General features: G+C 63.3%; 25 protein-coding genes. 17 read left to right on the top strand and 8 right to left on the bottom strand.

Annotated features, from left to right (window positions below):
* The first annotated feature begins 8 nt into the window (after nt 1-8).
* The 5 genes from O3298_RS09945 to O3298_RS09965 all read left to right on the top strand — a co-directional run bounded on the left by O3298_RS09945 (nt 9) and on the right by O3298_RS09965 (nt 4635).
* Complete coding sequence (locus tag O3298_RS09945; RefSeq protein WP_071076820.1) at nt 9-1274, top strand: lipoprotein-releasing ABC transporter permease subunit; 1266 nt, start codon at nt 9-11, stop codon at nt 1272-1274.
* Nucleotides 1275-1290: 16 nt separating this feature from the next.
* On the top strand, nt 1291-2016 hold the full coding sequence (gene lolD / locus O3298_RS09950; protein WP_035819561.1) for a lipoprotein-releasing ABC transporter ATP-binding protein LolD: 726 nt from the start codon (nt 1291-1293) through the stop codon (nt 2014-2016).
* 9 nt (nt 2017-2025) lie between these two features.
* A complete protein-coding gene (locus O3298_RS09955; protein WP_305059171.1) occupies nt 2026-2823 on the top strand; it encodes a TatD family hydrolase in 798 nt (265 codons plus the stop codon).
* Nucleotides 2824-2827: 4 nt separating this feature from the next.
* The gene (locus O3298_RS09960; RefSeq protein WP_305059172.1) at nt 2828-4066 is read left to right on the top strand and encodes a sorbosone dehydrogenase family protein; all 1239 of its coding nucleotides are present in this window, start codon (nt 2828-2830) and stop codon (nt 4064-4066) included.
* A 95-nt stretch (nt 4067-4161) separates the two neighbouring features.
* Entirely contained in the window at nt 4162-4635 is a 474-nt protein-coding gene (locus O3298_RS09965) for a T6SS effector amidase Tae4 family protein (protein WP_305059173.1), read from the top strand.
* Nucleotides 4636-4638: 3 nt separating this feature from the next.
* Here the strand turns inward: O3298_RS09965 and O3298_RS09970 are convergent, their stop codons facing one another.
* Both O3298_RS09970 and O3298_RS09975 read right to left on the bottom strand, forming a co-directional pair.
* Nucleotides 4639-6624, bottom strand: a complete 1986-nt coding sequence (locus tag O3298_RS09970) for a helicase-related protein (RefSeq protein WP_305059174.1) — start codon at nt 6622-6624, stop codon at nt 4639-4641.
* 357 nt (nt 6625-6981) lie between these two features.
* Nucleotides 6982-7263 carry a hypothetical protein gene (locus O3298_RS09975; protein WP_305059175.1) on the bottom strand — a complete coding sequence of 94 codons (282 nt, stop codon included), beginning with the start codon at nt 7261-7263 and terminating at the stop codon, nt 6982-6984.
* A 24-nt stretch (nt 7264-7287) separates the two neighbouring features.
* On the opposite strand from O3298_RS09975, the gene O3298_RS09980 reads away from it, so the two are divergent.
* Together O3298_RS09980 and O3298_RS09985 are read left to right on the top strand one after the other, a co-directional pair.
* Nucleotides 7288-7638, top strand: coding sequence for a hypothetical protein (locus O3298_RS09980; RefSeq protein ID WP_305059176.1), 351 nt, complete (start codon nt 7288-7290; stop codon nt 7636-7638).
* Complete coding sequence (locus tag O3298_RS09985) at nt 7635-7817, top strand: hypothetical protein (RefSeq protein WP_143451532.1); 183 nt, start codon at nt 7635-7637, stop codon at nt 7815-7817. Before O3298_RS09980 ends, O3298_RS09985 begins: the two co-directional genes overlap by 4 nt.
* A 69-nt stretch (nt 7818-7886) precedes the next feature.
* On the opposite strand, the gene O3298_RS09990 is transcribed toward O3298_RS09985, so the two are convergent.
* Nucleotides 7887-8720 carry a class I SAM-dependent methyltransferase gene (locus tag O3298_RS09990; protein WP_305059177.1) on the bottom strand — a complete coding sequence of 278 codons (834 nt, stop codon included), beginning with the start codon at nt 8718-8720 and terminating at the stop codon, nt 7887-7889.
* A gap of 183 nt (nt 8721-8903) precedes the next feature.
* Between O3298_RS09990 and O3298_RS09995 the strand changes: the two genes are divergently transcribed.
* Nucleotides 8904-11327: a DNA internalization-related competence protein ComEC/Rec2 gene (locus O3298_RS09995; protein ID WP_305059178.1), complete on the top strand. Its 2424-nt coding sequence runs from the start codon at nt 8904-8906 to the stop codon at nt 11325-11327.
* A gap of 188 nt (nt 11328-11515) precedes the next feature.
* Here O3298_RS09995 and O3298_RS10000 read toward each other — a convergent pair whose 3' ends face one another.
* On the bottom strand, nt 11516-12187 hold the full coding sequence (locus tag O3298_RS10000) for a hypothetical protein (protein ID WP_289914443.1): 672 nt from the start codon (nt 12185-12187) through the stop codon (nt 11516-11518).
* Between the two features lie 231 nt (nt 12188-12418).
* Nucleotides 12419-13342 (bottom strand): LysR family transcriptional regulator, encoded by a 924-nt coding sequence (locus O3298_RS10005; protein WP_305059179.1) that lies wholly within the window; start codon nt 13340-13342, stop codon nt 12419-12421.
* Between the two features lie 151 nt (nt 13343-13493).
* Here O3298_RS10005 and O3298_RS10010 point away from each other — a divergent pair, with 151 nt between their 5' ends.
* The 5 genes from O3298_RS10010 to O3298_RS10030 all read left to right on the top strand — a co-directional run bounded on the left by O3298_RS10010 (nt 13494) and on the right by O3298_RS10030 (nt 16997).
* The gene (locus O3298_RS10010; RefSeq protein ID WP_034756294.1) at nt 13494-14255 is read left to right on the top strand and encodes a TSUP family transporter; all 762 of its coding nucleotides are present in this window, start codon (nt 13494-13496) and stop codon (nt 14253-14255) included.
* 21 nt (nt 14256-14276) lie between these two features.
* Complete coding sequence (locus tag O3298_RS10015; RefSeq protein WP_251348389.1) at nt 14277-14972, top strand: HAD family phosphatase; 696 nt, start codon at nt 14277-14279, stop codon at nt 14970-14972.
* Between the two features lie 58 nt (nt 14973-15030).
* Nucleotides 15031-15831 carry an alpha/beta fold hydrolase gene (locus O3298_RS10020; protein ID WP_099667598.1) on the top strand — a complete coding sequence of 267 codons (801 nt, stop codon included), beginning with the start codon at nt 15031-15033 and terminating at the stop codon, nt 15829-15831.
* A gap of 133 nt (nt 15832-15964) precedes the next feature.
* Entirely contained in the window at nt 15965-16534 is a 570-nt protein-coding gene (gene dcd, locus O3298_RS10025; RefSeq protein WP_034755486.1) for a dCTP deaminase, read from the top strand.
* A 121-nt stretch (nt 16535-16655) separates the two neighbouring features.
* A complete protein-coding gene (locus O3298_RS10030; RefSeq protein WP_251348391.1) occupies nt 16656-16997 on the top strand; it encodes a FlxA-like family protein in 342 nt (113 codons plus the stop codon).
* 42 nt (nt 16998-17039) lie between these two features.
* Here O3298_RS10030 and O3298_RS10035 read toward each other — a convergent pair whose 3' ends face one another.
* Nucleotides 17040-18533, bottom strand: coding sequence for an ATP-binding protein (locus tag O3298_RS10035; RefSeq protein ID WP_305059180.1), 1494 nt, complete (start codon nt 18531-18533; stop codon nt 17040-17042).
* Between the two features lie 2 nt (nt 18534-18535).
* Complete coding sequence (locus O3298_RS10040) at nt 18536-19225, bottom strand: response regulator transcription factor (RefSeq protein WP_305059181.1); 690 nt, start codon at nt 19223-19225, stop codon at nt 18536-18538.
* 193 nt (nt 19226-19418) lie between these two features.
* On the opposite strand from O3298_RS10040, the gene O3298_RS10045 reads away from it, so the two are divergent.
* The 4 genes from O3298_RS10045 to O3298_RS10060 are packed head-to-tail and all read left to right on the top strand — an operon-like array spanning nt 19419 to nt 21577.
* On the top strand, nt 19419-19922 hold the full coding sequence (locus O3298_RS10045; RefSeq protein WP_305059182.1) for a Spy/CpxP family protein refolding chaperone: 504 nt from the start codon (nt 19419-19421) through the stop codon (nt 19920-19922).
* A 15-nt stretch (nt 19923-19937) separates the two neighbouring features.
* Nucleotides 19938-20588 (top strand): hypothetical protein, encoded by a 651-nt coding sequence (locus O3298_RS10050; RefSeq protein ID WP_305059183.1) that lies wholly within the window; start codon nt 19938-19940, stop codon nt 20586-20588.
* Nucleotides 20589-20591: 3 nt separating this feature from the next.
* Nucleotides 20592-20756 (top strand): hypothetical protein, encoded by a 165-nt coding sequence (locus tag O3298_RS10055; protein WP_171985041.1) that lies wholly within the window; start codon nt 20592-20594, stop codon nt 20754-20756.
* Nucleotides 20714-21577, top strand: a complete 864-nt coding sequence (locus tag O3298_RS10060) for an intradiol ring-cleavage dioxygenase (protein ID WP_305059184.1) — start codon at nt 20714-20716, stop codon at nt 21575-21577. The genes O3298_RS10055 and O3298_RS10060 overlap by 43 nt, the downstream gene beginning before the upstream one ends.
* Here O3298_RS10060 and O3298_RS10065 read toward each other — a convergent pair.
* Nucleotides 21574-23019, bottom strand: a complete 1446-nt coding sequence (locus tag O3298_RS10065; RefSeq protein WP_305059185.1) for a DUF1501 domain-containing protein — start codon at nt 23017-23019, stop codon at nt 21574-21576. The genes O3298_RS10060 and O3298_RS10065 overlap by 4 nt on opposite strands.
* Nucleotides 23020-23021 lie beyond the last annotated feature (2 nt).

Genomic DNA, 23021 nt, shown 5'->3' on the forward strand with positions numbered 1-23021 from the left:
CCTGAATAATGAGTATTTTCAAGAATTTGCCCTTTGAATGGCTGGTCGGCCTGCGCTACACGCGGGCCGGCAAGCGCAGTGGCCGTAACAGTTTTATCTCCTTCATCTCGCTCATTTCCATGGCCGGCATCGGCCTGGGCGTGGCGGCGCTGATCGTCGTGCTGTCCGTGATGAACGGCTTCCAGAAGGAAGTGACGGACCGCATGCTGTCCGTGCTGGCCCACGTGGAAGTGTTCGACAACAGCGGCAGCATGCCCGACTGGCGCGCCGAAGCGGCGCAGGCGTTCAAGAATCCTGCCGTGAAAGGCGCCGCGCCGTTTGTGGAAACGCAAGGCATGCTGCTGCGCGACGATGCGCTGCGCCCCGCCATCGTGCGCGGCGTGCTGCCCGAGGAAGAGCCGAACGTCTCCGACGTGGCCGGCCAGACGCGCATGGGCAGCTTCAAGGCCCTGCAGCCGGGCACCTTCAATATCGTGCTGGGCATCGAACTTGCGCGCGCCCTGCGCGTCAACCTGGGCGAAAAAGTCACGCTGATGCTGGCGCAAGGCCAGGTCACGCCGGCCGGCGTGCTGCCGCGCATGCGCAGCTTCACCGTCAGCGGCATCTTCCAGGCGGGTCACAATGAATTCGACGCGGGTTTGGCCTTCATCAATATCGAAGACGGCCAGCGCTTGCTGCGCCTGGACGGCCCGTCCGGCCTGCGTTTGCGCCTGGCCGACATGAACCAGGCGCCGCAAGTGGCGGCGGAGCTGAAAAAATCCATGCCGGGCGACCTGTGGCTGCGCGACTGGTCCAAGCTGAACGCCAACTGGTTCGCCGCCGTGCAGACGGAAAAGCGCATGATGTTCATCATCCTGACCCTGATCATCGCGGTGGCCGCCTTCAACCTCGTCTCGACCCTGGTGATGACGGTGACGGACAAGCAGGCCGATATCGCGATTTTGCGCACCCTGGGCGCATCGCCCCGTTCCATCATGAAGATTTTCATGATCCAGGGCGCGCTGGTGGGCATCCTGGGCACCATCCTGGGCGTGGGCGGCGGCGTGCTGGTCGCCATGAACATCGACGTCATCGTGCCCTTCATCGAGCATCTGCTGGGCGTGCAGTTCCTCTCCAAGGACATTTACTTCATCAGCACCGTGCCGTCCGACCTGCGCTGGCCCGACGTCACCAAGATCGGCGTGCTGGCCGTGATCCTCGCCTTCCTGGCGACCCTGTACCCAAGCTGGTGGGCCGCCCGCGTGAAACCTGCGGAAGCCCTGCGCTATGAATAAACCACTGACTATGACCATGACCGATCTGAACAAACCTGCCTCCAATGGCGCTTCCGCCGATTCCGCCGTCCTCAGCTGCCGCGGCCTGGGCAAGACTTTCACGCAGGGCAGCTACAAGGTGCAGGTCCTGGCCGGCATCGACATCGACGTCCACCGCGGAGAGCGGGTCGCCATCGTCGGCGCTTCCGGCTCCGGCAAATCGACCCTGCTGCACCTGCTGGGCGGGCTCGATACGCCCACCAGCGGCAAGGTGACCCTGCTGGGCAAGGATTTCGCCACCCTCAGCGAAAAGGCGCGCGGCGACTTGCGCAACGCCTCGCTGGGCTTCGTCTACCAGTTCCATCACTTGCTGCCCGAGTTTTCCGCGCTGGACAACGTCGCCATGCCGCTGATGATACGGCGCATGAAGCGCGCGCCCGCCACCGAGCTGGCGCAGCAAATCCTCACGCGCGTGAACCTGGCCAAGCGCGTCACGCACACGCCGGGCGAATTGTCGGGCGGCGAGCGCCAGCGCGTGGCCCTGGCCCGCGCCCTCGTCACGCAGCCGGCCTGCGTGCTGGCCGATGAACCGACGGGCAACCTCGATCACGCCACGGCCGAACAGATTTTCGACCTGATGCTGGAATTGTCGCGCACCCTGGGTACGGCCTTCGTCATCGTCACGCACGATATCGAGCTGGCCAAGCGCTGCGACCGCGTGCTGCGCCTGACGGACGAAGGGCTGCAGCCGTACCAATACTAGGAATTCGCCATGTGGATCGACACGCACTGCCACCTCGACGCGCATGAATTCGGCAGCGAATCGCTGCAGGTGGCGGCGCGCGCGCAGCAGCAGGGCGTGGGCATGATCGTCATTCCCGCCGTCGAACGGGCCAATTTCAGCATCGTGCGCGATCTGGCGGCAACGGCGCCCAACGCCTGCTATGCCCTTGGTATACACCCGATCTACGTGCCGCACGCCACGGACGACGATTTGATCGCTCTGCGCGAGGCCGTGCAAGCCGCCATGGCCGACCCGAATTTCGTCGCCATCGGCGAAATCGGCCTCGATTTCTTCATCCCCATGCTGTGCGAACCGGCCATGAGAGTCAAGCAGGAGCATTTTTTGCGCGAGCAGCTGAAGATTGCCCGCGACTTCGACTTGCCCGTGCTGACCCACGTGCGCCGCTCGCAGGATATCGTCCTCAAACATGCGCGCCAGATCCGCCCGAACGGCGGCATCGCCCATGCGTTCAACGGCAGCTTCCAGCAGGCGCAAGGTTATATCGACCTCGGTTTCAAGCTGGGGTTTGGCGGCGCCATGACGTTTACGCGCGCGCTGCAGATACGCCGCATGGCGGCCGACCTGCCTTTGGAAGCCATCGTCCTGGAGACGGACGCGCCCGACATTTCCCCCAGCTGGAGCCACCCTGGCCGCAACAGCCCCGAAGAATTGCCGCGCATCGGCGCCGTGCTGGCCGAGCTGCGCGGCCTTGATATCGCGCAAGTGGCGCATGCCACCAGCGCCAACGCGCGCGCCGTGATGCCCCGATTACCCCTGATGGAGTGAGACCATGAACAAGAAAATGCTTGCGGGCGCCCTGGCAGCCTGTATGTCCACCGTGTTGGCGCCCGCCCAGGCGGCGACCGCCGCCCAGTGCGACGGCATGCCGCGCCTCGACGTCACCACGCCGGCCGGCTTTTGCGTGGCCGTGCTGGCCGACGGCCTGAAATTCCCGCGCGGCGTGCTGCCGCTGACGAATGGCGACATCGTCGTCACGGACATGGCGGGATGGGCGCCGAAACAGGGTAAATTGTGGCTGTTGCAGCCCAAGGCGGCCGGTGGCGGCTACGAACGCAAGCTGCTGCTCGACAAGCTCGATCGCCCGAACGGCATCGTGCAGGGACCGGACGGCATGGTCTACGTGGGCGAGGTGGGGCGCATCTTCCGCTTCGATTTGCGCGATCCGGCCCGCGCCATCACCGACGTGATCGGCGGCACGGCCAAGACGCCGCGCCTGCCGGGCCTCGGTTTGCACCTGCTGACGAACATGCGTTTCAGCCCCAAGGGCGACCTGTATGTGAACGTGGGGTCGAGTACCGACCATTGCGAGAACGATGGCAAGGCGCCCGATCCGGCCAAGGCTTGCCCCTCGGCGGAAGGCCTTGACGCGCTGGGCGCCATCCGCGAATACACGATGGCGTGGCCGGCCGGCACGGTGACGAGCTGGCGCACGCATGCGCGCGGCTTGCGCAATTCGATGGCGCTGGCCTTCCATCCGGCCACGGGCGAGCTGTGGCAGGCGGAAAATTCGCGCGACGCCATCCAGGCCGCCATGCCGCAGCTGAAAAGCGACGAAAACCTGCCGCATGAAGAACTCAATTTGATCAAGGCCGACCGGCACTATGGCTGGCCGTACTGCTACGACGACAATGTGGCCAGTCCCGAGTATCCGAAGACGGCTTGCGACGCCCAGTATGCGGCGCCGCAGCGCCTGCTGCCCGGCCACGCCGCGCCGCTGGGCATGACCTTTTACACGGCCAGCCGCTACCCGGCGTTGTACAAGAATAGCCTGATCATCGGCTACCACGGCTACCGCAGCAATGGCCACCGCCTGGTGGCCCTGCTGCCCGACAAGGCTGGCGCGCCACTGGGCAAGTCCGTCGAGTTGATCGGCAACTGGGAGCGCAAGGGCAAGCAGGGCAGGGGCGCGCCCGTCGACGTGAAGCAGGGGCAGGATGGCGATATCTATATGGCCGATGACCATAATGGGCTGGTGTTGAAACTGCATTACGAGGCGGGCAAACCGTAATGCATATCGCTTGACCTCGCTCAGTGCGGGGCCTGCCGCATCCTTCTACAATCGGCCTGAGGTTCCCTATCGTCCAGGGGCAACGGGAGGCCGGCGTGAAACCCGCATTCATCAATCTGCGTGAAAATTACTCGAGCGTGGCGGCCGTCGACCAGGCGGCCTTGTTCGGCGAAATCGGCTGGGAAGACTTGATCGGCAAGGACAGCTTTGCCAATACCTGCGCCATCCGCGTCAGCCTGGCCCTGATCAAGGCCGGCGTCCAGGTCCGGGGCCGCATGGCCATCCGCAAGGGGCCGTTCAAGGGCGCGCTGATCGAACCGGGTCAGGCCAAGCTGGCGCACATGCTGGCCAGCCCGTCGATGTTCGGCGCGCCCGAAAAATTCAGCCGGGATGCCGCCATGGCCGGCATCGGCCAGCGCCAGGGCCTGGTCGCCTTCTTCCGCATTCCCGGCTACCTGGGCGGCGCGGGCGGCCATATCGATATCCTGCTGCCGTCCATCGGCGTGAAGGTGTGCGGCACCGAATGCTACTGGGATTGTGGCGAGGTCTGGTTCTGGCCGCTCGGTTGAGGCTTATTTGAACTTCTTCGACCGTCCGCGCGAAGCCGCATTGTGTGCGCGCAGGATGGAGTCGACGCGCTCGGACGCATCGCGCGACAGGTTTTGCGCCACGGCGATATCGGGGAAGAATTCGGGCAGGCGGTAGCTGAGCCACGCATACGCGGAATAGTAGCGGCACGTGTCTTCCACCTGCTGCAGATTCTGCGTGTCGCCGCCGTACGCGTGCTGCCGCAAGGTAGACGTCTTGCCCTGCGACAGATTCTTCGCCCAGTGTTCCCACGCCGTTTGCAGGGACGGCACCTTGCTCGATATCGGCACCAGCGACAGGGTGAACTTGTCGGCCACGGACAGGGGCAGGGTGTCGAGCCAGATGGCGCGCTCCTTCTGGTCTTCCGTGATGCGGGGGAAGAAAAAGCCGTCCGGCACGTCGATATTGTGAATGAAGCGGCGCAGCAGTTTCGACAGCGACAGTTCGCCCGTCACCGACGAAATGCGGTGCAGGTGTTCCAGCGACGGCGCCACGGCAAAGCCGCTGGTGTTCAGCGGATGCAGTTTTTCCTTCAGCAGGGCGCGCATCACTTCATGCGTCTCGTTGTCGTAGCCGGCCACCAGTCCCTCTTCATGCACGCCGTAGCGGCCTGCGCGTCCGGCGATCTGGCGCGCCAGCGCGGCCGAAATCTCTTCCTCCTCGCGGCCATTGTATTTGACGCAGGTGGTCATGACGATGCGCGCGATCGGCATGTTCAGGCCCATCGCCAGCGCGTCCGTGCCGACGACGATATCGGCCGTGCCGTCGCGGAAGCGCTGCGCCTGCGCGCGCCGCACTTCCGGCGACAGGTTGCCGTACACAGTCGCCACCGACAACCCCGTTTCCGTGATCATGTCGCGCCACATCAGCACTTCGCGGCGCGAAAAGGCGATGACGGCGTCGCCGCGGCGCAGGTTGCGCACCTTGCGCACGGCCGTCGGCTCCATCGACAGGGGCGCCATGCGTTTCAAAACATGCACCTCCAGCGGGCAGTCCAGGCGCTCGGCCAGCGCTTCGATGGCGCGCCGGGCTTCGGGCGCCCCTACCAGGTAGACGGTGTGGGCGGGTGCGCCGCAGACGGCCGCCGTCCATGCGGCGCCCCGGTCCGGGTCGGCCAGCATCTGGATTTCATCGATGACGGCCACTTCGACGACGGTTTTCGTGTCCAGCATTTCCACCGTGCTGGCCACGTGCGTGGCGCCGTCGACGACCCTGCGTTCCTCGCCCGTGATCAGGCTCACGGCCAGCGGCTTGCCGTGCGGCGCGGCTTCCTGCAGGCGTTCATAGTTTTCCAGGGCCAGCAGGCGCAAGGGCGCCAGATAGATGCCGCTCTTGGCCTTGACCAGCGCTTCCATGGCGCGGTGCGTCTTGCCGGAATTCGTGGGCCCGAGCAGGGCGACAAAGCGGCGCGGCAGGCGGCGCGCCATCTCGAACGAGGCGGGATATTCGGCCAGGTTGATGCTCTGGCGCGTGCGCGCAGCATGCTGTTCTTCCTGCTGGCGCTCGATGGCGTGATTGAAACGCTGGCGGATGCGGTCGAACACCATGCCGGCCGGCTCCGACGTCTGCATGTCGGCCAGGGTGTGCAGGAAGACCATCGGGTCCGTGTCCACGTCCTCGCTCAAGCCCGCGATATCGGCGACGAAATCGATCACATGCTGGCGCAGCTCCTCGAAGACGGCCGCGCTGGCCCGTTCGCGCACCAGGGCCAGCTTGGTCTCGCGGTCCATCTTGCGCCACTTGGCCGGCCGCGCCAGCACGCCCTGGCTTGGTACCAGCGCATACGGCACCACCAGGTGGCCCGCCTTGACGACGCCGGAAAAGCGCACGAAGACGCGGCCTTCCATCTTGATGAGGCGGATATGCTCAGCCAGTTCCCCCAGTTCCGCGACCAGGGTGGCGTCGTTATTGTCTTCGCTGCTGTCGGAAATGTCGGTGGAAGTATCGGGAGGAAGTGCGGAGGAAGTCATGTCATGCCTGGGTGTTGAAGTAAGCGAGGCCGATTATACCGTGCGCAGGGTAAAGATTTTGTCCGGCGCGCGGTGTGGCCGCTGCAGCAGCGCTGATCTTGAAAGCGGTGATACCTGGGCTGGATAAGCTTCCGGCAAGCGTGGAAAACAGCGCTTCCACGGTATCGCGAATCAGGTTGCCTGGATGCGAAATGGGCAGGCGATATCTGACGGTTTGCGCTTGCCGGTTTTTGCCTATTGCGCTTATGTCCGGCTGAAAATTATAAAATATATTTTTATTAATAATGTTTAATTTTTTAATTTAATTGTGGAATCTAAATTATCTTAACATTGACAGTGACAGAGAGTCTGTTTCTATTAACGCATGGCGACGATATTTACATGGTGTGCAGATTGTTTTTTGCGGGGCAGGCTTGCACATATTCGCTTGCGTGCATCGGCAATAAATAAACGCCGCGTTGTTCCAATGGCGCCAGCGGCAGCCGGCGCGCCGATGACGGCCACCGAGACTGCAGATTTGAAATTCAACCTGGCGCACAGTGAGCGAACCGCGCCTGCAATGTTGATTGCATGAGCAATTGTGCAGCGGGGTGAAATGAATTGAATTATCTTGACAATTAATAATGGTGAGCTGATCATGGCCTCAGATTTTTCGAGGAAATTTTGGCATATTTTCAAAGACATCTGAAATCGACGGCGATATGCGGCATTATTTTCGCTGGCGGTCTTGCTATCGGCTGGGGCGTGCCGAATTTATATGAACGGCTGCAGCGTGCGTATGGCGAAAGGAATCGCAGCGCGTATTTTGCCGGCACCGCCACCAAGGCTGTTGTGTATGGCACGCAGACCTGTCCTTATTGCGCGAAAGGGCGCGCCTATCTCCAGGATTTCCACTTCGCGCTGACGCACAGCCAGCTAGCGATGAACCAGGACATACCTGTGTATGTGGCCCTGCGCCGGAGGATGGCGCGCGCAGGGATTCATCAGCCATCCGACTTGAGGAGAACACCATGAATAAAAAGCTCGCTGCGTTTCTTTTTGCGACTGGTCTCGGTTTAGCCGTGACTGCGACGCCAGCCTTTGCCAGCTGCTATAGCGCCTGCGCCGCCGAATGGCGGGCTTGCATTGCCAGCGGTACGTCTCAAGCCGAGTGCGGCGCCGAGCGGTCCGCCTGCCAGCAAGGCTGCAATTGACAGGAGAGCGCAGCCCGCCAGCGTAGCCTGTTGCCATCGACGCCAGCAAGCCATGGCGTCGATGGCAGTTCAGGCGGCACGCGCGCGTACCAGGCGCAGGCCCCAGCCGGTGGCGATCTTGCCATCGCCGTCTTGCAGCGGCGCCATGGCCTCCATGAGCACACTGCGCAGGCGCCGCCTGGCGCCGTCGTCCAGGCGGTCGATATCGTAGGTGTCAAGCAGGGCGGTCCACAATTCGCCCGGCGTGGGCGTCCATGGCACGTCGATATCGTCAAACGCGACGTCTGCGAAACCGGTATCGAGAAGTTCGCGCCAGCCCGCTTCCGATCCAGCCCGCCGGTCGCCGAAGCGCATGCTTGGCAGCGCGTCGCTGGCGATCGGCTTGAACACGCGCATGAAAACGTCGTTGACTTCTCCCAGCAAGAATGTCCGGCCGACGATAGCCGCAAACTGGCCAGCGGGACGCAGCACGCGGCGCATTTCGCGCACGACTTGTTCGATGTCGTCCATCAGCATCAGCGCCATGTGCGAGACGAGATAATCGACGCTGGCCGATGGCAGGTCCAGCGCCTGGGCGCGTCCCAGCAGCAGCCGCACGGAAGCGGGCAGGGCTGCGCCCGCGGCGGCCAGTTCCGCTTCGCTCATGTCGGCGCCGAGCAATTGTAGCCGGGGCTGCCGCCTGGCTGCCAGCAAACCCAGCAGATGGCCATCGCCGCAGGCCAGGTCGAGCACGCTCAATGGCATGTCCGCGCTTGGTATCAGGCTGGTCAGCACGTCGTAGGACGAGGCCCAGCCGCCGGTGCGGGAACTGGCCGGCAGATGGGCAAACGCGGCGCTGGTGACGCCCACTTGCCTTTGATGAAAGTCCTGCAAATAGGTTTCGGCCGCAGTCAGTGGTGTCATGCAAGGTTCGCAAGTCATGGCGCCTGAACGCCGGATGGTCATCTTAGCATGCGGAAAGTGTCGCCAGCGGTGGCGGCGGATGGCGTGCAGGGCCGCGTTTATCCGCGCCACCATTGCGCCAGATCAGATGGCAAATAGTGGGAAAGGGGCACAGTAGCTGAATCCCTTTCGCGTCGAGTTCCCATGCGCACCCTGATACTCGGCTTTGCCGCTGGCGCCGCCTGGTTGCAGACGCAGGCAAGCTTGCCGCCGCATGCGGGCGTGCTGCTGTGGGGGATCGCGGGCGCAGGGTGGGCGGCGAGTGTGACGCTGCGCCGTCACGTGCGTTGGCGTTCTGCTGTTGCGCTCGCCGCTGGCGTAGGACTGGGCTTTTATTGGGCGGCCTGGCTGGCCCAGGCCGCCATGGCACCGCAACTGGCGCTGGCCGATGAAGGGCAGGATATTGTTGTCACGGGCACCGTTGCCAGCCTGCCGTATCGCTTCGAGCAGGGCGTGCGTTTTAACTTTGCCGTGGAAAAGGCGGTTGGCGTGCAGGTTCCTCCCTTGATCGCCTTGTCCTGGTACGCGGGTTTTCGCGATGAGGTGACGAACGAGGTGGGCGACGTGCAGCCGGGCGAGCGCTGGCGCCTCACCGTGCGGCTGCAGCGTCCGCACGGCAATGCGAATCCCATGGGCTTCGACTACGAGGCGTGGATGCTGGAGCAGGGCGTGCGCGCCACGGGCTATGTGCGGCCGCAGCCGCGCGCCGATACGCCGAACGTGCGCCTGGCGGGCTTCGTGCCCGGCTTCGGCAACGTGGTGGAAGCGAGCCGCGCGGCCTTGCGCGCGCGCATACTGCGCAGCCTGGAAGATAGGCAGTATGCGGGCGTGATCGTGGCGCTGGTGGTGGGCGACCAGCGCGCCATTCCCCAGTCGGACTGGCAAGTATTCAACCGCACGGGCGTGAGCCACTTGGTCTCTATCTCGGGTTTGCACATCACCATGATCGCGGGACTGTTCGCCCTGGGTGCGGGCACGTTGTGGCGGCGCTCGTTTTTTACCGACTGGCAACTGCCCTTGCGGCTGCCGGCGCAAAAGGTGGCGGCGCTGGCCGGTGCGCTGGCGGCATTTGCCTATGTGCTGCTGGCAGGCTTCGGCGTGCCCGCGCAGCGCACCTTGTATATGTTGCTGGTGGTGGCGCTGGCCCTGTGGCTGGGGCGCATTACCAGCATCGGCCATATCCTGTGCCTGGCGCTGGGCGTGGTGGTGCTGCTCGACCCGTGGGCCGTGCTATGGCCTGGTTTCTGGCTGTCGTTCGGCGCCGTCGCCACCATGCTGTATGCGACGGCAGGCCGCACCACGGTGCCCTTGCCGCAGCAGGCGGGACGCTGGCGCCGCCTGCGCGCGGCCGTGGCGCTGGGTGCGCACACGCAGTATGTGGTGACGGTGGGGCTGGTACCGTTGACGATGCTGCTGTTTTCGCAAGTCTCACTGGTTTCTCCCGTCGCCAATGCGCTGGCTATTCCCGTCATCAGCCTGGTCGTCACGCCCCTGTCTCTGGCTGGCAGCCTGCTGCCCGCGCCCCTGTCCGATGGACTGTTGCTGCTGGCGCACGCCATCGTGCAGATGCTGGCACAGGTGCTGGACTGGCTGGGTGCGCGCCGCTTTGCCGTGTGGACGGCGCCCGCGCCGCCAATGTGGAGTTTTTTCTGGGCATTGTTTGGCACGGCATGGCTGCTGGCACCACGCGGATGGCCGCACCGCTGGGCGGGCATGCTGGGCTGGCTGCCGCTGCTGACGGCCTTGCCGTCCAGCCCGCCACCTGGCCAGATGTGGGTCACGGCCTTTGACGTGGGACAAGGCATGGCCGTGCTGGTGGAAACCCACGGCCACCGCCTGCTGTACGACACGGGTCCCGCCTACAGTCTCGATGCCGATGGCGCCAGCCGGGTCATCGTGCCTTACTTGCGCGCGCGCGGCATCGCCAGGCTGGACGGCGTGATCATTTCCCACAGCGACCTCGATCACGCGGGCGGCGCCGTATCCTTGCTGGAAAACGTGCAAGTCGGCTGGCTGGCCTCGTCCCTGTTCGACGGCCACCCGGCCGTCGAGGCACGGCGCCAAGCCCGGCTCCCGCATCTGCATTGCGTGGCGGGCCAGAGCTGGACCTGGGAAGGCGTGCATTTCGCCATGCTGCACCCGCTGCCCGCCAGTCACATGGACATCAGCTTGACGCCGAACGCCCGCAGCTGCACCGTGAAAATCACGGCGGGCAAGCACTCGATTCTGCTGGCCGGCGACATCGAAGCGGCGCAGGAAGCGCAATTGCTGGCGCGCTCGATGGAGGGCGAACTGGCGGCCGACGTGCTGCTGGCGCCGCACCACGGTAGCGGCACGTCTTCCACTCCGGCGTTTTTGAGCGCCGTGCATCCGACCCTGGCCATTTTCCAGGTGGGGCACAGAAACCGCTATAAACATCCGAAGGCGCAGGTGTATGCGCGCTATGGCGACATGGGCATTACCCGCTTGCGCACGGATGTGGAGGGGGCGGTGGTGCTGGCGTTTGGGGACAATATTGATGTGACGCAGTACCGCGCCAGCCGGCCGCGGTACTGGCATGGTATGTGAGTGGAATTAATGACTGGAGTCTTCTAAAACGTACTGTATGGCTTGTATAAATTCACAGTTTTAGGAGTTATTTTTTCGTCGGAATGCTTGGGCGGGCATTGTTGGTAGGTGTATTTTTGCAATATTTTTTGATAATTCTCATCCCTGCGCGCTATTGAATACACATAGGGAGATTTATGTTGCCCTTGTCAAAAAGTTGGATTTTTCCCTAACAATAAATTATCTATCTGTCGCATGCTTAATTTCTTTTTATGGTTCTTCATCAGTGAATTTTTCAATATGAGGCATCTAATGAAAAATTTTGCATAGCTTTCTTCGCAATTTTTGTATTCAAACTTTCTCCCGGTGCTCGAGGTAAATTTACTTATATTTTTTCGTGAATATTTGTCATATATGGGGTAGAGATCGGGTAGATGAAAATGCAGGTATTTTGACGAAAGCGAAACCTTTCCTATCTCCGCTGCTTGGCTGAGTACGCGTGAAAGATAGGCGTGCGGGGCCAATATTTTAGAGATGGCATTCAGATCGACGCTGGAAAATTCCAGAGAGATTGGAAGTTTTACCATCCTGGCTTCATTGATGAGAGCATCAAGTTCGCCATCCTTGATTATTTTTGAAATGGCCGTTGAAAATATGATATTGCTCTTCTTTTCTTTTTTCGAGGTCCGTTCTAGTGCTGCAGCATAAGTGCGTCCAATAATGGATAGCTTTGCATAGATAACACCAATATCAGTATGTTTCGGGGATTTTTTGCACATCTCATATAAAACATTGTTCAGGTAGTCATCTTTTTGAGGTGACGTGGCCTGGGCTATCATCGCATTGATAATATCCGAACTGTATTTTTTCATTGACGGCATAAGATTTATTATTTATTTAAATATTAATGCTATCAATATTGTTGATTTTCTGCAAGATTTTTTATGGGGAACTTAATGGTTGTACATGCGGTACACGTATTTCACGAAGAACTGACTGCTATTAAAAAGCAATAGTGGTGAAATGTCGCTATATCTGCATGCAGCCGACGAAGCGTGCGATAGCATATGAAGTGAAGAGTTTTTTTTGCACGCCTATTTTGAAAATAGACATCACGTTACGCGCTCATCCGGTATCTCCATCCCCCTTTTCTTTACATATTCGAGAAACAAACGCGCCCCCTTGGCCATGCGCGAGGTGCCGTACACGGCATGAATGCTGGGGTCCAGCTCCTTCGATGACGTCAGCCGGTACGCCGTGCAGACCCTGCGCAGGGTGCCGTTGGCCACGGCCGGTTCCGCCAGCCAGCTGGCCAGGCGCACGATGCCGGCGCCTTCCAAGGCCGCCTGGAAGGTGGCGATGCCGGAAGTGAAGCGGAAACGGGGCTGCACCTGGTAGCGCACGTTGCGTTCGCCGGAAACGAAATGCCAGTCGCGCAGGATGCGGGGGGCCGAATGCATGATGATGTCGTGGCCGGCCAGCTCTTCCGGTTCCCCGGGCGCACCCATGCGTTCTATATAGTCGGGCGAGGCGTACATGTAGCGGCGGTAATTCCACAGTGGGTAGCCGATCAGCTCGCTGGACTGGGGAAAGGCGCCGCGGATGGCGAAGTCCAGCTTTTCCTGGATAGGATCGATGGATTTATCGGAGAAATGGATGTCCACCGACACGTTCGGGTAGTCGCGCGAGAATTGCGCCACTACTTTCGGCAGAAAGCCCAGCGAGAGGATTTCCGGCGCCGACAGTCGTACCCAGCCTTGCGGCGAATTGCTCAATTCCGCCAATTGGTCTTCCGCCTCGGCCTGCGTTTCCAGCAAGTGCTTGGCCGACGCGTAATACGTTTCGCCAGCCGTCGTCAGGGTGAACTGCTTTTGCGTGCGCAGGATCAGCTCGGCGCCGATGGCGTCTTCGAGGAACTGGATGGCGCGCGTGACGGCCGACGGCGAGCGCCCCAGCATGCGCGCCGCGTGGATGAAGCTGCGCTTTTCCACCACGGTGCAAAAGGCGCGGATCTCCCACATCAGTTTCATCGACATCGCGTGACTCCCGGCAAAAGAGGCCAGTAGACCGCACGGGGCGCATTCCGTCAAGCGTTACGCCTGATTGCGTTTTCCGCAATATGAAGTTGCATCCGGAAAAATCCACGGCGCCTATACTGCCGCTGTCGCCCATTCCTTACTGCCTATCATGCTGACCATCTCGCTGCTGTGTTTATTTGCCTTCTTTGCCGGCCTGATCGATGCCGCCGTGGGCGGGGGCGGGCTGATACAGCTGCCGGCCCTGTTCAACCTGATGCCGAACATGGCCTCGACCTCCTTGCTGGGCACGAACAAGCTGGCGTCCGCCTGCGGCACCACGTTTGCCGCCCGCTCGTTTGTCGGCAAGGTGCACATCCCTTGGCTGCTGGTGCTGCCGGCCGTAGCCAGCGCCTTTGTCATGTCCTTCATCGGCGCGGCCGCCGTGTCGTATGTGCCGCAGCAGGTGGTGCGCCCCATGGTGCTGGTGTTGATCATCATCATGGCCATCTACACCTTCATCAAGAAGGATTTCGGCACGACGCGCGAAGCGCGCCCCATCGGGCCGCGCGAACGCATTCTCGCCATCGTCATCGGCGGCGCCATCGGCTTCTATGACGGCCTGTTCGGGCCGGGCACGGGCAGTTTCCTGATTTTCCTGTTCATCCGCGTCTTCGGCTTCGACTTCATCCTCGCTTCGGCCTGCTCGAAACTGGTGAATATCGCCACCAACGTGGCTGCGCTGGCCTTCTTCATTCCCGCCGGTCACGTGGTGTATGCCGTGGCTGCACCGATGGCTGTGTGCAACATCCTGGGCGCCCTGACGGGCACCTGGATCGCCGTGCGCCGCGGCGCCGCCTTCGTGCGCATCCTATTCCTCGTGCTGCTGGTGCTGCTGATCGTTAAATTGTCCTACGACATTTTCTTCAAGTAAGTTTCTGAACGACAACAAGCCATGAAAACCATCCAGGGCGTGCTGTGGGACAACGATGGCGTGCTGGTCAACACCGAGCAGCTGTTTTACGAAAGCAACCGCGACTTGCTCTTGCCCTACGGCATAGACCTGACGCCGAAGCAATTCTTTGACTGGTTCCTGGACAATAACTATGGCGCCTGGCATGTGCTGCTGGGGCAGGGCCATGAGATCGAGCTGGTCGAGCGCTTGCGGGCCGAGCGCACCGCGCTGTTCGCGCAGCGCCTGCGCCAGGCGCGCCAGCTGGCCATGCCCGGCATCGGGCAAGTGCTGGCGGCGCTGCGCCCGCACGTGGCCATGGGCGTGGTCACCAGTGCCTACGAGCAGCATTTCCGGATCAGCCATGCGGCCACGGGCTTGTTGCGCCACTTCGATTTCGTGCTCACGCGTGAAATGTATGGGGAAAGCAAGCCGGCGCCCGACGGCTACCAGCTGGGCTTGCAGCGCCTGGGCCTGGCCGCCGCCGACTGCGTGGCCGTGGAAGACTCGCCGCGCGGCTTGCGCGCCGCCAATGCGGCCGGACTGGAATGCATCGTCGTGCGCAATCCCATGAACCGTCACCACGCGTTCGACGATGCTTTTTGCGTCGTGGATTCCAACGCCGAGCTGGGCGAAGTGCTGGCGGCGTTCGTGCCCGGCATGGCCCATGCGCCCCGGCAATTAGAGTCCTTCCTCTGATACGTCTTGCCGGCATGCCATTACAATTGTTTATCGCATTCACCGGCACCGACCCACGATGACCCTCCCGCAACTGCACTTTGCCCATGCCAACAGTTATCCAGCCGGCACTTACCGCAAGCTGTTTGGCTTGCTGGGACAGCATTACACCGTGCAGGCGCTCGACATGCATGCGCACGATCCCGAATACCCCGTCAGCACGGGCTGGCCCGAGCTGGTGCGCGAGTATATCGACGACCTGGAGCGCCGCTACAGCGCGCCCGTGATCCTCGTCGGCCATTCGTTGGGCGGCATGCTCAGCGTCATGGTGGCCAAGCAGCGTCCCGACCTGGTGCGCTGCGTGGTCTTGCTCGATTCGCCCGTGGTGGCGGGCTGGCGCGCCTTGCTGGTGCGGCTGGCGCGCAACACGGCACTGGGCGAGCGTTACTCTCCCGCCCGTTTTTCCGCCCGGCGGCGCAAGCTGTGGCCCGATGCGCAAGCTGCGTATGAGCATTTTGCCGCCAAGGACATGTTCGCCATCTGGGCGCCGCAAGTCTTGCGCGATTACATCGACAGCGGCCTGGCGCCGCATCCGGACGGGGTGCAGCTGCGCTTTACGCGCGAAGTGGAGACGCAGGTCTACCGCAGCTTGCCGCACCACATCGGCGGTCTCGTTAAGGACGGATTTCCAGTGCCCATCGGTTTTATCGGCGGCACGGAATCGGTGGAATGCCGCCAGGCGGGCTTGACGGCCACGCGCAAGCTGGTCGGCAAATTTTTCCGCCAGGTGCCGGGCGGGCATCTGTTTCCCATGGAAAACCCGGAACTGACGGCGCAAGTGGTGCGCGAGATGATCACCTCGCTGTTGGCTAAACACTAGCCGACTGGCAAGGATTTTCAGCGGGCAAGGGCCAAAAGTGGCGGATTTTCGCGTAAAATCCTGCCATCCGGGCCACGCCTGCAGCAGGCGTGCGGCCCCAGCCATTCCGATATTCTAGAAAGATACCCCTGCGATGACGATTAAAAGCGATAAATGGATACGCCGCATGGCGGAAACAACGGGCATGATCGAGCCGTTCGAACCGGGCCAGGTCAAGGAACGCGACGGCAACCGCATCGTTTCCTACGGCACGTCCAGCTATGGCTATGACATCCGTTGCGCCGACGAGTTCAAGTTGTTCACCAACATCAATACCACCATCGTCGATCCGAAGGATTTCGACGCGAACAATTTCGTCGACGTGTCCGGCAAGGGCTATTGCATCATCCCGCCGAACTCGTTCGCGCTGGCCCGTACCGTCGAGTATTTCCGCATTCCCCGCAACGTGCTGACGATTTGCCTGGGCAAGAGCACCTATGCGCGCTGCGGCATCATCGTCAACGTCACCCCGTTCGAACCGGAGTGGGAAGGCTATGTGACCCTGGAGTTTTCCAACACGACACCGCTGCCGGCGAAAATCTATGCCAACGAAGGCGTGGCGCAAGTGCTGTTCTTCGAGTCAGATGAAGTGTGCGAAACGTCGTACAAGGACCGCGGCGGCAAGTACCAGGGCCAGGTCGGCGTAACCTTACCCAAGACCTGATTGCGGTGAAGGGAGGGGCGCCAGCCGTCTTTACCTGTCTTTACCTGTCTTTACACCTGCGGCACTACATCCGCGCCCATGCCTGCCGTTAACCTTGGTATCGAAACACTGAGGAGGCATCATGGTAGCGGCAATCGGTTCAGGCAGCGCGGTCAGCGCGGCCGGTAGCGCCAGTTCGGGCAGCAGTTCGCAGATCGCGGCGCTGCAAAAGCAGATCACGGCGGCGCAAAAGCAGTTGACGGAGTCGCAGAAGGGCGAGCAGACGGAGGCGTCGCAAAAGCTGCAACAGCAACTGGCGCAGCAAATCCAGGCCTTGCAGGCGCAAATTGCCCAGTTGCAAGCTGCCGCCGCGCAGAAGGCGGCGCAGCAAGATGCTCAGCCGGTCAGCAGCGCCGATACGGCGACGAGCCCGGCCAAATCGACCTCGTCCACCCTGGGCAGCATCATCGATACGCAGGCGTAACAGCATTCTCCGCGCGTAAAAGACGCCAGGCTCGCCGACAGGTCAGCCTGGCGTTTTGACGGGCAACAACATTTCCACGCACAGTCCGCCACCGCTGCGCAAGCTGGCCCCGATGCGGCCGCCATGGGCGTTGATGACGTGTTGGGCGATGGCCAGGCCCAGGCCATGGCCGTCCGTGCTGTGCTGGGTATTGGCGGCGCGGAAGAACGGTTCAAAAATGCGGGCCAGGTCGGCGCTGGCCACGCCGGGTCCCCGGTCCAGCACGGCGATGCGCAAGCAATCATGCTGGCGCGACAGCTCGACATCGACCGTGCCGCCGTCGGGGCTGTGCTTGACAGCATTGCGCACCACGTTTTCCACGGCGCGCGCCAGCAGCTCGGGCTGGCCCGTGACGCTGGCGTCGGCCATGGCCGCGTCGACCGTCAGGTCGATGCCCATCAGGCGCGCCCTGGCTTCATAGCGGGCGTCGTCCACGATGTCGTGCACGAGGTCGGCGATGCCGACGTCTTCGCTGTGTGCGTGCCCCGCGCCCGCTTGCACGGCGCCCGCTTCCAGCCGCGACAGGGTCAGCAGTTCACCGATCAGTTTATCCATGCGCTCGCTTTCGCGTTCGATGCGCTGCATCGAGGCGGCCATCTTTTCCGGCTGCTGGTGCGCCAGGCCGATGGCGGCCTGCAAGCGCGCCAGCGGCGAGCGCAGTTCATGCGAGACATCATGCAGCAAGCGCCTCTGGCTGTCCATGAGGCTGCGCAAACGGCCCGTCATGCGGTCGAAATCGCGTCCCAGGTCCGTCAATTCATCGCCGCGCTTGCCGCTGGCGTGAAAGCGCGGCGCCAGGTTGCCGTGCGAGGCGGCCTCGAACGCCTGGCGCAGGTCGCGGATGGGGCGCGCAAAATACCAGGCCAGCAAAAAGGCGAACAGCAGGCTGGCGGCGATGGCGGCGGCCAGGGGAATGAAGGTGCGGTAGGGGCTGTCCATGCGCGGGCCGGGCGGCATGCCGCGGCCGAATTCGCCGCGTGGCGGCGGGGCGCCCGCTTCGCTGGGGCGTGGACCGGGTCCCATGGCGCGCGGGCCGCTCAGGGTGACGGCGTTGAGCGTGTCGCGCGCGGCGCCCGCCTCGGCATTGCGGAAGCGTTCGGACGAGGGCAGGAACAGCAGGTAGCGCTTGCCGTCGCTGCCGGCCACGTCGCGCACGACGGGATGGGCCTGGCTTTGTTGCAGCATGGCGCGTGCCTTGGCCAGCATGGCGGGATGCACCGCGCGGCCCATCAATTCTTGCCCTTTGGTATCGACGGCAAACACGCGCATGCGTTCGAGTTTGCCCAGGAATTGCCGCAAGGCCTGGCTGCCGCCCGCTTCCACGGTGGCGCTGGCGGCCTCGATGATCATTTGCGCGGGCGGGCTGGTGTCGATGTCGAGGGCCCGTTCCTGCTGCGCGGCCCGGTTTTTCAGCCAGAAGGTGCCGCCGATGCCGATGGTGGCCGTCACTTGCGCCAGCATGATGCACAGAAAAAACTTCCAGAACAGACGGCCCACGCTTACTCCTTGATCAGCTGGTAGCCGAGACGGTACACGGTTTGCAGGCAGGAACGGCCATCGGCCAGGCTGCCCAGCTTGCGGCGCAGGCTGCTCAAGTGCACGTCGATATTGCGGTCGAAGCGGGCCATGGGCCGGCCCAGGCCCAGTTCGGACAGCTGATTCTTGCTCACGGGCTTGCCTGCATGGCGCACCAGCACTTCCAGCAGGTTGAATTCCGTGCTCGTCAGCTCCAGGTGCGCGCCGGCCCAGGCAACGCGGCGCTGCTCCGGCCACATCGTCAGTTGTCCCACGCTCAGCGGCGCCAGGCCCGACGTGTCCTGCGGTGCCGCTTGCGCACGGCGCAGGATGGCGCGGATGCGCGCCGTCAGCTCGCGCGGCGTGCACGGTTTTGTCACGTAATCGTCGGCGCCCAGCTCCAGGCCCACGATGCGGTCCGTATCGTCGCCGCGCGCCGTCAGCATCAGGATGGGCAGGTTGCTGCCGGCGCGGATGCGGCGCAGGGTTTCCAGGCCATTCATGCGCGGCATCATGACGTCGAGGATGGCGATGGCGTACAGGCCCGTCAGCGCCTCGGCCGCGCCGCTTTCGCCATCATGCACGGCGCGGGCGTCAAAACCTTCCTGCGTCAGGTATTCCTGGAACATGCCGACCAGTTCCACGTCGTCATCGATTAACAAAACCTTGCTCATGCCTGTGCTTTTTTCGGGTGAATATCGCCCGATGATAGCAGTCAAAGGGGGCCGTTCAGGGCGGTTTTACCCGCTTTTACATACGTCCGCTTACATTTGCGCACCTTCCTTTACACGCTTTTACGCCGCCCTAACGTTGCTTTACATGCCAGACGCCCACAATCAGGGCTGATCGCCACGAAAGGAAAGCCCGATGAAATACCTGAGTATTGCCGTATCCCTGTTGCTGCTGTCCGCCTGCAGCATGCCGCTGCTGGCGCTGGCTCAGCAAGAAGCTGCGCCGGACGGCCCGCCAGCGCGCGCCCTGGAAGGGCCGCCGCCCGGCCTGCTTCACGGACCCGGCGGACCTGGCGGACCCGGTGCGCCAGGCTTGCCGCCATTCCTGCGCGGCATCGACTTGAGCGAAGCGCAGCAAGACAAGATTTTCGCCGCCACCTACGCCCAGGCGCCCTTGCTGCGGGAACAGGAAAAGATCGCCTTCAAGGCCCATGCGCAGCTGCGCGCGCTGGCCGCCTCCAGCGCCTACGACGATGCGAAGGCCAGCGCGCTGGCCAGCACGGCGGCGCAAGCCATGGCGCAGATCAGCTTGCAGCAGGCACGGCTGGAGCAGCAATTGCTGGCCGTGCTGACGCCGGAACAGCGCAAGCAGGCGCAGCAGCGGGGCGACAGCCGCCCCGGCCCGCGCCGTCCCCAATAAGCACAGGAGAGTGAGATGAGCATCAGTGCCTTGAGTTCGACCAGCGCCGCCAGCCAGCTGAGCGCGTTCAGCCGCCTGGGCGGCGGCAGCAATACCGGCAGTACCAGCGGCGCGGGCGGCACGCGGCCGTCCAAACCCGACGATGGCGCATTTCTCGACGCTATTTCCAGCGCCTTGTCATCGATCGGCGTGACGGTCGATGCCAGCGATGGCGATAGCGCGACGGACGGCGCCAGCGCCGCCGGCAGCGGCGACGCGGGCCAGGCGCTGGGCGCCTTCCTGCACCAGCTGATGGGCAGCCTGCATGCGCAGAGCGGTGGCAGTGCCGGCGGGCAAGAAGAGGGGGCAGAGCCGCCTTCGGGGCCGCCACCCGGCGGTGGCGCGCGCGGCGGCCCCGGCAATATCGAGTCGGATTTGCAAAGCCTGCTGCAAAAACTCTCGTCATCCGGCAGCGATGGCAGCGACAGCGCGCAGAGCGCGGACAGCAGCGTGACGGACTTGCAGTCCAGCTTTGCCAGCCTGCTCAGCGCGCTGGGCGGCGATGAGGGCGGCACGAGCAGCAGCAAACTGAGCAGTTTCCTGCAGGCATTGTCGGGCAGCCTGGGCGCGGCGAGCGCGGGCGGCAGCCTGTCCGCCAGCGGCAACCTGGTCGATACAACGGCTTGAGCCATGGAACGCAAGCTCGCCATCGCTGCCAGGAAGGCGCTCGCGCAACGGGCCACGCAGGCGCTGTTCCTGTGCGCCAGCCTGAGCCCTGCCTTGGCGAGCTTGCCCTACTTGATGGAATATATATGGACTTACATGATCACGGTCTGGCATCCGACCTCGAAATGATGCGGCAACAGGCGGCCGAACGGCGCCAAGTCCTGCGCTGGCTGCTGGCGGGCGCCGCCACCTTGCCGTTGATGAGCTGCGGCGGCGGTTCGGACGCCGGCGGCACGGCCGCGAGCGGCGCCGTCACGGGCACGTCCGGCGGCGCCGGCAGCGTCACGATACCGGCCGCGGGCGCCTGCACGGTGATTCCCGAGGAAACGGGCGGGCCGTATCCGGCCGATGGCACGAACACGAATGGCGGCAGCATCATCAACGTGCTGAACCAGTCGGGCGTGGTGCGCAGCGATATCCGCGCCAGTTTCAATGGCGCCACGGGCGTGGCGGCAGGCGTGCCCTTGACCATCAATTTGCAGTTGCTCAACGCCAGCGGCGGCTGCGCCAGCCTGGCCGGCTACGCCGTGTATTTATGGCATTGCGACCGCGACGGTCTGTATTCGCTGTATTCGAGCGGCGTGACGGCGCAAAATTATTTGCGCGGCGTGCAGGAAACGGACAGCGCGGGCAAGCTGGCGTTCACGACCATCTTTCCCGGCTGCTACGCGGGACGCATGCCGCACGTGCATTTCGAGGTGTATCCCAGCCTGGCCAAGGCGGCCAGCGCCGCGAACCGCATCAAGACGTCGCAGTTCACGTTCCCGATGGCAACGCTGAACGAGGCTTACACGGCCAGCGGCTACACGGCCAGCGTGCGCAACCTGGCGCAGATCAGCTATGCCACCGACAATGTCTTTGCCGACGGCACCAGCTTGCAGATGGCGACGGTGACGGGCAATGCCACCGATGGTTATGTCGTCACCCTGACGGTGGCCGTGAACGGTTAAGTTGCCGTCATGAAACCCAGGTCGCGCCGGCTGAAGTTGCCGATGTTCGGGAACACGTCGGCCAGCTGGCCGTCTGCCACGCCGAACCATTTGGCCAGGGTGGCGCCATACTGGTCGACGGAGATGGTCGGCAGCAGGGAGCCGGAACCCACGTCCAGCTCATGGCCCAGGCCCGTGGCGGGGAAGGCGCCGTAGATGTCGCGGCCCTTCACGGCGCCGCCCACGACAAAGTGGTGCGCGCCCCAGCCGTGATCCGTGCCGTCGCCGTTGCTGCTGAAGGTGCGGCCGAAGTCCGACGCCGTAAACGTCGTCACCTGGCGCCGCACGTCGGCGCCTTGCAGGGTGGCCAGGGTCGCGTCGAAATACGCGAGCGCGTGCGCCAGGCGCGCCATCAGGTCGCCGTGCAATTCCTTCTGGCGGTCATGCGTGTCGAAGCTGCCCAGGGTCACATAGAACACTTGCCGTTTCGCCCCCAGGGGACCGCGCCCGCCGATGATGCGCGCCACCGTCTGCAATTGCACGGCCAGCTGGTTGACGCTGGACGCGCCCGTGTTCGGATTGATGTAGGGCGGCGGATTGGGCACGCCGCCCGCGCCGGCCGCCAGCATGGCGCCGCTCAGCACGCTCTGGCTGGAAATGGCGCGCTGCACCGTCGCCACGTGTTCTTGCTCCATCATGTCGTCGCCCGCCGTGCTGATGATGTCGCGCAAGGCGGTCTCGCCCTCGGTGGTGCCGAACAGGTAGCCGCCGCCGATATTGCGGATCGGCACGGCGCCTGCCTGGCCCACCTGGAACTGGCGCACCTGGCGCCCGCTGAGGAACAGCGCGTTTGACGCGGCCGAGATGGCCGTAAACGTCGCATTCGCGTTGCCCGTGCCGAGCAGGTCGCCCAGGCGTCCGCCCCAGCCGATGCTGGCGCCTTCCGGCAAGCCCGATTGCCAGGTCGATTGCTGGTCGTTATGCGAAAACAGTTTCGGCGGCAGCGCCACATTGCCCGCCTTGTATTGCGCCAGGGTCAGGGGCTGGATCAGGGTGCCCACATTGGCAACGATGGCGGCGCGGCCGCCGTCGAACAGGTCTTTCACGGGAGCGAGGGCGGGGTGCAGGGCAAAGCTGCGGCCCGTTTGCGCCGTGGCGGGCGTGATCGGCAGCACGCCGCCCGTTTCGCCGACGCCGGGCAGGTGGATCGAATCGTTGCTGCCCGTGTTGCGCAGGCGCAGGTATTCGCTCCACGATGGCGTGTCCGTGGCCAGCACCGTGTTGAAGGAATCGTTGCCGCCGGTCATGAACAGGCAGACGAGGGCCTTGTAGTCGTCGGCGGACTGGGCCGCAGCCTGGCCCATGGCGGCCAGGTTGAGGGCGAATGGCGTGGCCGCGCTGCCGGCCAGGCCCAGCATGGAGCCGAGGAAGCGGCGGCGCGAGAAGTGAGAGGTGATGGTCATGC

This window comes from Janthinobacterium sp. SUN137 (genome assembly GCF_030587265.1).
Taxonomy (GTDB): Bacteria; Pseudomonadota; Gammaproteobacteria; order Burkholderiales; family Burkholderiaceae_D; genus Janthinobacterium; species Janthinobacterium kumbetense.